This is a genomic window from Halomonas sp. PBN3, assembly GCF_000475415.1.
Lineage (GTDB): Bacteria > Pseudomonadota > Gammaproteobacteria > Pseudomonadales > Halomonadaceae > Halomonas > Halomonas shengliensis.
This window is the reverse complement of the sequence record NZ_AXCA01000223.1, coordinates 1-9565: the sequence shown is the minus strand read 5'-3', so window position 1 is coordinate 9565 and position 9565 is coordinate 1. Positions and strand designations below refer to the sequence as shown.

Below are 9565 nucleotides of genomic sequence, written 5' to 3'. Positions count from 1 at the left end.
CAGCGCCAGCGCCTGGAGGATCTGCTCCCGGCGGCTGGGGGTGGGGGTTGCCTGCGTCATATCGCTCTTTTCTTTTCTCATGCTCGAGCTATGCTAGTCGGGCGCCCGCCGCGACGCCAGGGCCGCGGCGGCCAGGGTCAGCCCTCCTGGCCGGTGTCGGTGATCAGGGTGCCGACGCCGGCGTTGGTGAAGATCTCCAGCAGGGTGGCGTGGGGCACCCGGCCGTCGATGATATGGGCGCTGGCGACGCCGCCCTTCACCGCCTCCAGGGCGCAGCGGATCTTGGGCAGCATGCCGCCGTGGATGGTGCCATCAGCGATCAGGGCATCGACCTGGGCGGTGGTCAGCCCGGTCAGCACCTCGCCGCCGCCATCCATCAGCCCGGCCACGTTGGTCAAGAGCATCAGCTTCTCGGCACACAGGGCCTCTGCCACCTTGCCCGCCACCAGGTCGGCGTTGATGTTGTAGCTGCGGCCCTCGGTGTCGACGCCGATAGGGGCGATCACCGGGATGAAGTCGCGCTCGGCGAGCATCTCGATCAGGTCGGTGGCGATATGCTCCACCTCGCCGACGTGGCCGATGTCAATAATTTCGGGCGCGGTCATCTCCGGGGTCTGGTGCTCCACTTTGAGCTGGCGCGCGCGGATCTGGGCGCCATCCTTGCCGGTCAGGCCGATCGCCTTGCCCCCGCACTGGTTGATCAGGTTGACGATGCCCTTGTTGACCAGCCCGCCCAGCACCATCTCCACTACGTCCATGGTCTCGGCATCGGTGACCCGCATGCCATTGACGAAGCGCGACTCGATGTTGAGCTTCTTGAGCAGCTCCCCGATCTGGGGGCCGCCGCCGTGGACCACCACCGGATTGATGCCGACCTCCTTCATCAGCACCATGTCGCGGGCAAAGGAGTCGATCAGGGTGTCCTCGGTCATGGCGTTGCCGCCGTACTTCACCACCACGGTCTTGCCGGAGAAGCGCTGGATGTAGGGCAGCGCCTCGGAGAGCACCTCCACCACCAGGCGCGGGTCACGGGTCTGTTCGGTCATCTCGGGTTCCCTTGTCATGCTCAGGGCCGCCGCGTCGGCGGCGGGTCATCCAGTCACGGGCTCAGAGCGCCACGTCCAGCTCGGGCGCCACCTGGGCCAGGGCGTCGGCGAAGCGCGCCTTGATGCGTGAAAGCGCGGCGTCGCTCTTGCCCTCGAAGCGCAGCACCAGCACCGGGGTGGTGTTGGAGGCGCGGCACAGGCCCCAGCCGTCGGGGTAGTCGACACGGATCCCGTCCAGGGTGGTCTTGACGCCCTCCTCGCCGAAGTCGCCCTCGCGGGCCAGGCGCGCCACCAGATCGAACTTGGTGTCGTCGCTGACGCCGACGTTGATCTCCGGTGTGCCCTTGTCCTGGGGAAAGCGGTCGAAGAAGGCGTCGGCGTCCAGCGCCTGGCGGGAGAGGATCTCCAGCAGGCGGGCGGCGCCGTAGAGGCCGTCGTCGAAGCCGTACCAGCGCTCCTTGAAGAAGATGTGGCCGCTCATCTCGCCGGCCAGCAGGGCGCCGGTCTCCTTCATGCGTGCCTTGATCAGCGAGTGGCCGGTGCGCCACATCTCTGGCTCGCCACCCGCCTCATCGATCACCCGGGCCAGGTTGCCGGTGCACTTGACGTCGAAGATCACCTTCGCCCCCGGGTTGCGGGTCAGCATGTCCTCGGCGAAGGCCATCATCAGGTGGTCGGGGTAGATCAGCCGGCCCCGGGGGGTGATCACCCCCAGGCGGTCGCCGTCGCCGTCGAAGGCCAGGCCGATGTCGGCGCCGCTCTCCTGCACCACGCGGATCAGGTCCTCGAGGTTCTCGGGCTTGCCCGGGTCCGGGTGGTGGTTGGGGAAGGTGCCGTCGATCTCGGCGAACAGCGGCAGGGTCTCGGCGCCGAGCTTCTCCACCAGCTGCGGCCCCAGCTCGCCGGCCACGCCATTGCCGCAGTCCACCACCGCCTTGAGCGGGCGCTCCAGGCGCACGTCGGCCAGGATCCGTGCCAGGTAGGCGTCGCGCACGTCCACCTGGCGCATGCTGCCCTCGCCCTCGGCGAGGTCACCCTCGACGATGCGGGTGTGCAGGGCGGTGATGGCGTCGCCGGAGAGGGTCTCGCCGGCGAGCACGATCTTGAAGCCGTTGTAGTCCGGCGGGTTGTGGCTGCCGGTGACCATCACGCCCGAGGCGGTGCCGTCCAGGGCGTGGGTGGCGAAGTAGAGCACCGGCGTGGGCACCATGCCGATGTCGATGACGTCGCGGCCGGCGGCGGTCAGGCCGCGCACCAGGGCGTCCTGGAGGCGCGGGCCCGAGAGGCGCCCGTCGCGGGCCACCACCACCGTGGCCTCGCCGCGCGCGGCCGCCTCGCTGCCGATGGCACGGCCGATCGCCTCGACGCTCGCCTCGGTGAGGGTGTCGTCGACGATGCCGCGGATGTCGTAGGCGCGGAAGATGGAGGCGGGAGCGGTCTGGGTGTCGGCTGTCATGGGAGATCCTTGTCCTGTAAGGGGTGTCGTGGGCGGTTGGCGTCAGTGTCGGCCCGAGCTGCCGAAGCCGCCGTCGCCTCGCTGGCTGGCGTCGAAGTCGTCCACGACCTCGAGCGCGGCCTGCACCACGGGAACAAGCACGAACTGTGCCAGGCGCTCGAAGGGCTCGACGGTGAAGTCGGCCGTGCCGCGGTTCCAGACCGAGATCATCAGCTCGCCCTGGTAGTCGGAGTCGATCAGCCCCACCAGGTTGCCGAGCACGATGCCGTGCTTGTGGCCCAGGCCCGAGCGCGGCAGGATCAGGCCGGCGAGGCCCGGGTCGGCGATGTGCACGGCGAGGCCGGTGCGCACCAGCTCGCACTGGCCCGGGGCCAGGGTCAGCGGGGCGTCGAGCAGGGCGCGCAGGTCCATGCCGGCGGCACCCTCGCTGGCGTAGCGGGGCAGGTGGTCACGCAGGCGCTCGTCGAGGAGCTTCACGGCGAGGCGCGGGGACGTGGCGGGTACGGGCATCGGAGGTCCTGGAAGTCTTGGTGTCGGTCAGGGGGCCTGCCGCGCGGCGAGGCAGGCCAGGGCGCGGCGCAGGATCGCCTCGGCGAGCCGCGACTTGGGCTGTGGGGGGAGGGCGTCGCGGCCGAGATCGTCGCCCTGCGGCGACGCCTGTCGGCCTCCTTCGCGCCACAGCAGCACCGCGGCGTTGTCGTCGGCGCCGAAGCCGAGGCCCTCGCGGGAGACGTCGTTGGCGACGACCATGTCCAGCCCCTTGCGGGCGAGCTTATCCCGGGCGTAGCGCTCCACGTCCCGGGTCTCGGCGGCGAAGCCTACCACCAGCGGCCGGCTGGCCTCGGGCATGGCGGCCACAGCGGCGATGATGTCGGGGTTCTTGACCAGCCGCAGGGTCAGGGCGTCCTCGCCCTCCACCTTCTTGATCTTGTGCTCGGCGGCGGCCTCGGCGCGGTAGTCGGCCACGGCGGCGCAGCCGATGAACAGGTCGCTCTCGGGCGCCAGCCGCTGGGCGGCGGCATGCATCTCGCCGGCTGTCTCCACCGGCAGACACGCCACCCCGGCGGGACAGGGCAGGGCCACTGGGCCGCTGATCAGGGTGACCCGGGCGCCCAGCGCCACGGCGGCCTCGGCCAGGGCGTAGCCCATCTTGCCGGAGCTGTGGTTGGAGAGATAACGCACCGGGTCCAGCGGCTCCCGGGTGGGGCCGGCGGTGATGGTGATATGCAGGCCCGCGGCGGCAGGGAGGGCCTGCATGGTGGCGGGCGTGCTGCCCGCCCCGCTGCCGGGCGCCGCCGGCAGCAGCGCGGCGAGGATCGCCTCGGGCTCCAGCATGCGGCCCGGACCGACGTCGCCGCAGGCCTGGTCGCCGCTGTCCGGCCCCAGAAGTCGCCAGCCATCCTCGGCGAGCCGCGCGGCATTGCGCTGCGTCGCCGGGTGGGCCCACATCGCCTGGTTCATAGCCGGGGCCATCACCTTCGTGGCCCGGCTGGCCAGGCACAGGGTGGTGAGCAGGTCGTCGGCCATCCCGGCGGCCAGGCGTGCCATCAGGTCGGCGGTGGCCGGGGCGATCAGGATGGTGTCGGCCCAGCGGGCCAGCTCGATATGGCCCATGCCCGCCTCGGCCTCGGGGTCTAGCAGCGAGGTGCGCACCGGCTCGCCGGTCAGCGCCTGCAGCGTCAGCGGGGTGATGAAGGCCTGGGCGCCGTCGGTCATGACCACGCGCACCTCGGCCCCGGACTGCTTGAGCAGGCGGGCGAGCAGGGCGCTCTTGTAGGCGGCGATGCCGGCGCTGATGCCGAGCAGCACGCGCTGGCCTGTGAGGGATCCGGAAGGCGTTGACATGGGCGTGGGTCCGGCGTCGATATCAGCCGCCTACCTTACCACCGGGGCCCGACCTTGCGTAGTCGAGCGACGCTTGCCGAGCAGTGGCTACACTGAGGACAGGCGACAGGGAGGGGTGGCGATGTCGATCCGCGAATGGCCGGAGGGGGAACGTCCCCGGGAGAAGCTCCTGGCGCTGGGGCCGGAGGTGCTGTCGGATGCCGAGCTCCTGGCGATCTTCCTGCGCGTGGGGGTGCCGGGGCGCTCGGCGGTGGACCTCGCCCGGGACCTGCTGCTGGAGTTCGGTGGCCTGCGCCAGCTGCTGGAGGCTAGCCGCGAGCGCTTCTGCGCCGCCCGGGGCATGGGCGATGCCAAGTACGTGCAGCTCCAGGCGACCCTGGAGCTCTCGCGGCGCCACCTGGCCAGCCAGCTGGCGCGGGGCGAGGCGCTGACCTCGCCGACCCTGGTGCGTGCCTACCTGGCCAGCCAGCTGCGCCACCTGGGCCACGAGGAGTTTGCCGCCCTCTTCCTCGACACCCAGCATCGGGTGATCCGCTACGAGTCGCTGTTCCGCGGCACCCTGGACAGCGCCTCGGTCTACCCCCGCGAGGTGGCGCGGCGTGCCCTGGAGCTGGGCGCCGGGGCGGTGATCCTCGCCCACAACCACCCCTCGGGGGTGGCCGAGCCCAGTGACGCCGACCGGCGCATCACCGAACGGCTGCGCGAGGCGCTGGGACTCTTCGAGATCCGCGTGCTCGACCATTTCGTGGTGGGCGACGGCGAGGTGGTCTCCTTCGCCGAACGGGGGTGGCTGTAGGGCATGACGCGGGGCGTCGCTTCCTCTATAATGCCGCCTCGGCTGCGCCCGGCCCCGATCGCTCGGGTCGCCTGCCAAGCGCCTGCCCATCGCCAGTCGCCTTCCGTATCGTCCTCGCCGACGCGGGGCCCTGCCTTCGCTCGCGCTCCGGGCTTGTCCGGCGGGGCGGTCTCTGGTATAAAGTGCAGCCTTTGAATTCCCTTGGGTCAAATGTCACGGGATCTCCCCGGTTTGCCCGACAGGTTTTGAACACAACAGGTGGTTGAACACCTGGCCAGTGGTTGGAGGCTCCCATGTCCAAAGTATGTCAGGTTACCGGCAAGCGCCCGGTGACTGGTAACAACGTTTCACACTCCCAGCGCAAGACCCGTCGCCGGTTCCTGCCGAACCTGCACACCCATCGCTTCTGGGTCGAGTCCGAGAACCGTTTCGTCAAGCTGCGCGTCTCCTCCAAGGGCATGCGCATCATCGACAAGAAGGGTATCGAGGCAGTGCTCGGCGATATCCGCAAGCGCGGCGAAGCCGTCTAAGCGATTCCACCTAGGGAGCAGCAGTCATGCGCGACAAGATCAGAATGGTGTCCAGCGCCGGTACCGGCCACTTCTACACCACCGACAAGAACAAGCGGAACACCCCGGACAAGCTCGAGATGAAGAAGTTCGACCCGGTGGTCCGCAAGCACGTGATGTACAAGGAAGCCAAGATCAAGTAACCCTTGGTCGTCTTCCACAGGTGTTCAAGCCTGTCGCCCTGAACCCGGCTGATGCTCCAGCCGGGTTCTGGCGTTTCCGGGGCCTGTTTCGCGAGAGCCGTCATGCCCGAGCTGCCTGAAGTCGAGACCACCCGCCGCGGCATCGCCCCGCACGTCGAGGGGCGCGTGATCACCGAGGTGGTCGTGCGCCAGCCGCGCCTGCGGGTGCCGGTGCCCGGCGACCTGGTCGAGCGCCTGGTGGGGGCGAGCGTCGGGGCGCTGTCGCGGCGCGCCAAGTACCTGCTGCTGCCCCTGGTCGGTGGCGAGGCGACGGGCACCCTGCTGTGGCACCTGGGCATGTCCGGCAGCCTGCGCATCGCCCGTCTCGGCGAGCTGCCGAGGAAGCACGACCACCTCGACCTGGTGCTCGACGATGGCGCCCTGCTGCGCTATCACGACCCGCGGCGCTTCGGCTTCGTCGACTGGCTCAAGGGCAGCGTCGAGCAGGACCCGCGGCTGGCCCGGCTGGGCCCGGAGCCGCTCTCCGACGCCTTCGACGGCGCGTGTCTCCATCGCCTCTCCCGCGGGCGTCGCGTCGCGGTGAAGCCCTTCCTGATGGACAACGCCGTGGTGGTGGGGGTGGGCAACATCTACGCCAGCGAGGCGCTGTTCCTGGCCGGCATCGACCCGCGCCGCGCCGCCGGGCGCATTTCGGCCGAGCGCTACGCGCGCCTCGCCGCCGCCGCGAAGGAGGTGCTGGCCGCGGCGATCACCCAGGGCGGCACCACCCTGCGCGACTTCGTCGGCGGCACCGGCGAGCCCGGCTACTTCAAGCAGCGCCTCAACGTCTACGGCCGCCATGGCCAGCCCTGCCGACGCTGCGGCGCCGAGCTGCGCCTGGTCACCCTGGGCCAGCGCGCCAGCGTCTACTGCCCCCATTGCCAGACCTGACCCTTTCGAGAGAGCTCCCATGACCCTGTCCTCCCTGCGCCTCAAGAAGCATGCCGACCGCCGCCTCAAGGTTGGCCACCTGTGGCTCTACTCCAACGAGATCGACACCGACGCCACCCCGCTCAAGGGCCTCGCGCCCGGGACCCAGATGGTGGTGGAGGCCGCCAACGGCAAGGCGATGGGGGTGGCCTACGTCAATCCGCACTCGCTGATCTGCGCGCGGCTGGTCTCCCGGGACCCCAAGCAGCGGCTCGACCGCTCGCTGCTGGTGCACCGCCTCAACCAGGCGCTGGCGCTGCGCCAGCACCTCTTCGCCGCCCCCTTCTACCGGCTGGTGCATGGCGAGGGCGACCTGCTGCCGGGCCTGGTGATCGACCGCTTCGGCGACACCCTGGTGGTGCAGCTCAACACCGCCGGCATGCAGGCGGTGTTGCCCGAGCTGCTCGATGCCCTGGACAAGGTGCTCTCGCCGGCCACGGTGGTGCTGCGCAACGACACCAGCGGTCGTCGTCAGGAGGGCCTCGCGCCAGGCGTGGAGGTGGTCAAGGGCGAGGTGGCCGACCCGGTGCTGCTGGAGGAGAACGGCGTGCGCTTCGCCGCGCCGGTGCTCGATGGGCAGAAGACCGGCTGGTTCTATGACCACCGCGCCAACCGCGCATGGCTCAACCAGTTCGTGGCCGGCAAGCGGGTGCTGGACCTGTTCAGCTACGTCGGTGGCTGGGGTGTGCAGGCGGCGGCCCACGGCGCCTGCGAGGTGCTCTGCGTGGACGCCTCGGCGGCGGCCCTGGAGCGGGTGGCCGAGAACGCCGCCCTGAACGGCCTGCACGAGCAGGTCGCGGTGGGCGAGGGCGATGCCTTCGAGGCGCTGGCGGCGCTCAAGGCCGAGGGCGAGCAGTTCGACGTGGTGATCCTCGACCCGCCCGCCTTCATCAAGAAACGCAAGGATATCCCCGCCGGCGAGCGCGCCTACGCCAGGCTCAACCGCGAGGCGATGCGCCTGCTGGGCCGCGACGGCCTGCTGCTCTCGGCCTCCTGCTCCATGCACCTCGCGCCGGAGGCGCTGATGGAGGTGGTGCGCGGGGCGGTGCGCCACCAGGACCGCCACGGCCAGGTGCTCTTCCAGGGCCACCAGGGGGCGGACCATCCGGTGCACCCGGCGATCCCCGAGACAAGCTACCTCAAGGCGCTGGGCGTGCGCGTCTTCCGCGACTGACCGGGGAGCGTTGCATGGCCCCCGACTCGGTCCGCGTCTTCGCCCACGCCAATGCGCTGCTGGTCGGCCATGTGCGCAATCTGCTGGCGGCGGCGGGGATTCCCGTCGAGCTGCACAACATGACCCTGGGCGGCGGCGCTGGCGAGCTGCCCCTCACCGAGTGCGAGCCCGAGGTGTGGGTGCGCCCCCACAACCGCGAGCGCGCCGAGGCGCTGATCCGCCAGGCCCTCTCCGGGGAGAGCGAGGCGCCGGCCTGGCGCTGCCCGGGCTGCGGCGAGGCGCTGGAGGGCGTCTTCGATGCCTGCTGGCGCTGCGGGGCACTGCGTCCCGACTGATGCCGCCGCGGTCGCCTTGACCGGGGTCCCGCGTTACCATAGCGGCCATTTCCGCATCGCAGAGTCCGCTTACCCCATGAGTGCAGCTTCCGAGAAGACCCGCGTTCTCACCGGCATCACTACCACCGGTACCCCCCACCTCGGCAACTATGTCGGCGCCATCAAGCCCGCCATCGAGGCGAGCCAGGACCCCAACGTCCAGTCCTACTACTTCCTCGCCGACCTGCATGCGCTGATCAAGTGCCAGGACCCGCGCCGGGTGCAGGAGTCGCGCCTGGAGATCGCCGCCACCTGGCTGGCCCTGGGCCTGGACACCGACAACGCCATCTTCTATCGCCAGTCGGACATCCCCGAGATCCCCGAACTGACCTGGATGCTCTCCTGCGTCTGCGCCAAGGGGCTGATGAACCGCGCCCATGCCTACAAGGCGGCGGTGGCGGAGAACGAGGCCGTCGGCAACCAGGACCCGGACAAGGGCATCACCATGGGCCTGTTCGGCTACCCGGTGCTGATGGCCGCCGACATCCTGATGTTCAACGCCAACAAGGTGCCGGTGGGGCGCGACCAGATCCAGCACATCGAGATGGCCCGGGACATGGCCGGGCGCTTCAACCACCTCTACAAGGGGCAGTTCTTCACCCTGCCCGAGGCGGCGGTGGACGAGAAGGTGGAGGTGCTCAACGGCCTCGACGGGCGCAAGATGTCCAAGAGTTACAACAACACCATCCCGCTGTTCGTCTCCGAGAAGAAGCTGCTCAAGCTGGTGCGCAAGATCAAGACCAACTCCCTGGAGCCCGGCGAGCCCAAGGACCCCGATACCTGCACCCTGTTCCAGATCTACTCCGCCTTCGCCAGCGCCGAGGAGACCGCGGCCATGCGCGACGAGTACGCGGCTGGCATCGGCTGGGGCGAGGCCAAGAACCGCGTCTTCGAGTACCTCAACGAGCACCTGCGCGAGCCCCGCGAGCGCTACCAGGCGCTGCTGGAGGACCCCGGCCATATCGAGCAGGTGCTGCTCAAGGGCGCCGAGCGCGCCCGCGCCGAGGCCGCGCCGCTGATGGAGCGCCTGCGCCACGCCGCCGGCCTGGGCCGCTTCGTCTAGGCTGTTCTCCCTTGCCGACTCCCCCTCCTCGACGGGCGCCCCGGTGGCGCCCGTCGTCGGTCAGGGCCGAGGGCGACATTGATATTCCTTTGTGGAATTAAAAGTTTTATTTAAATAAATAAGGTAATCC

General features: G+C 69.9%; 11 protein-coding genes. 7 read left to right on the top strand and 4 right to left on the bottom strand.

The annotated features are described in order from the left end of the window. Window positions 1-137: 137 nt before the first annotated feature. The 4 genes from argB to coaBC form a co-directional block, all read right to left on the bottom strand. Window positions 138-1046, bottom strand: coding sequence for an acetylglutamate kinase (argB, locus tag Q673_RS35235; protein WP_023007525.1), 909 nt, complete (start codon window positions 1044-1046; stop codon window positions 138-140). A gap of 61 nt (window positions 1047-1107) precedes the next feature. Continuing rightward, window positions 1108-2502 (bottom strand): phosphomannomutase/phosphoglucomutase, encoded by a 1395-nt coding sequence (locus Q673_RS35230; RefSeq protein ID WP_023007524.1) that lies wholly within the window; start codon window positions 2500-2502, stop codon window positions 1108-1110. Window positions 2503-2544: 42 nt separating this feature from the next. Continuing rightward, entirely contained in the window at window positions 2545-3012 is a 468-nt protein-coding gene (dut, locus tag Q673_RS35225; protein WP_023007523.1) for a dUTP diphosphatase, read from the bottom strand. Window positions 3013-3039: 27 nt separating this feature from the next. After that, window positions 3040-4347 carry a bifunctional phosphopantothenoylcysteine decarboxylase/phosphopantothenate--cysteine ligase CoaBC gene (coaBC, locus tag Q673_RS35220; RefSeq protein WP_031218872.1) on the bottom strand — a complete coding sequence of 436 codons (1308 nt, stop codon included), beginning with the start codon at window positions 4345-4347 and terminating at the stop codon, window positions 3040-3042. A gap of 121 nt (window positions 4348-4468) precedes the next feature. Here coaBC and radC point away from each other — a divergent pair, with 121 nt between their 5' ends. The 7 genes from radC to trpS all read left to right on the top strand — a co-directional run bounded on the left by radC (window position 4469) and on the right by trpS (window position 9435). Continuing rightward, a complete protein-coding gene (gene radC / locus Q673_RS35215) occupies window positions 4469-5143 on the top strand; it encodes a RadC family protein (RefSeq protein WP_023007521.1) in 675 nt (224 codons plus the stop codon). A gap of 293 nt (window positions 5144-5436) precedes the next feature. Next, window positions 5437-5673, top strand: coding sequence for a 50S ribosomal protein L28 (gene rpmB / locus Q673_RS35210; protein ID WP_023007520.1), 237 nt, complete (start codon window positions 5437-5439; stop codon window positions 5671-5673). A 26-nt stretch (window positions 5674-5699) separates the two neighbouring features. Further along, window positions 5700-5855, top strand: a complete 156-nt coding sequence (rpmG, locus tag Q673_RS35205; protein WP_021819788.1) for a 50S ribosomal protein L33 — start codon at window positions 5700-5702, stop codon at window positions 5853-5855. Window positions 5856-5957: 102 nt separating this feature from the next. Continuing rightward, on the top strand, window positions 5958-6785 hold the full coding sequence (mutM, locus tag Q673_RS35200; protein WP_023007519.1) for a bifunctional DNA-formamidopyrimidine glycosylase/DNA-(apurinic or apyrimidinic site) lyase: 828 nt from the start codon (window positions 5958-5960) through the stop codon (window positions 6783-6785). 19 nt (window positions 6786-6804) lie between these two features. Then, the gene (locus Q673_RS35195) at window positions 6805-7998 is read left to right on the top strand and encodes a class I SAM-dependent rRNA methyltransferase (RefSeq protein WP_023007518.1); all 1194 of its coding nucleotides are present in this window, start codon (window positions 6805-6807) and stop codon (window positions 7996-7998) included. A 14-nt stretch (window positions 7999-8012) separates the two neighbouring features. Beyond that, window positions 8013-8333: a putative signal transducing protein gene (locus Q673_RS35190; protein WP_023007517.1), complete on the top strand. Its 321-nt coding sequence runs from the start codon at window positions 8013-8015 to the stop codon at window positions 8331-8333. A gap of 76 nt (window positions 8334-8409) precedes the next feature. Beyond that, window positions 8410-9435 (top strand): tryptophan--tRNA ligase, encoded by a 1026-nt coding sequence (gene trpS / locus Q673_RS35185; RefSeq protein WP_023007516.1) that lies wholly within the window; start codon window positions 8410-8412, stop codon window positions 9433-9435. The last annotated feature ends 130 nt before the right edge of the window (window positions 9436-9565 follow it).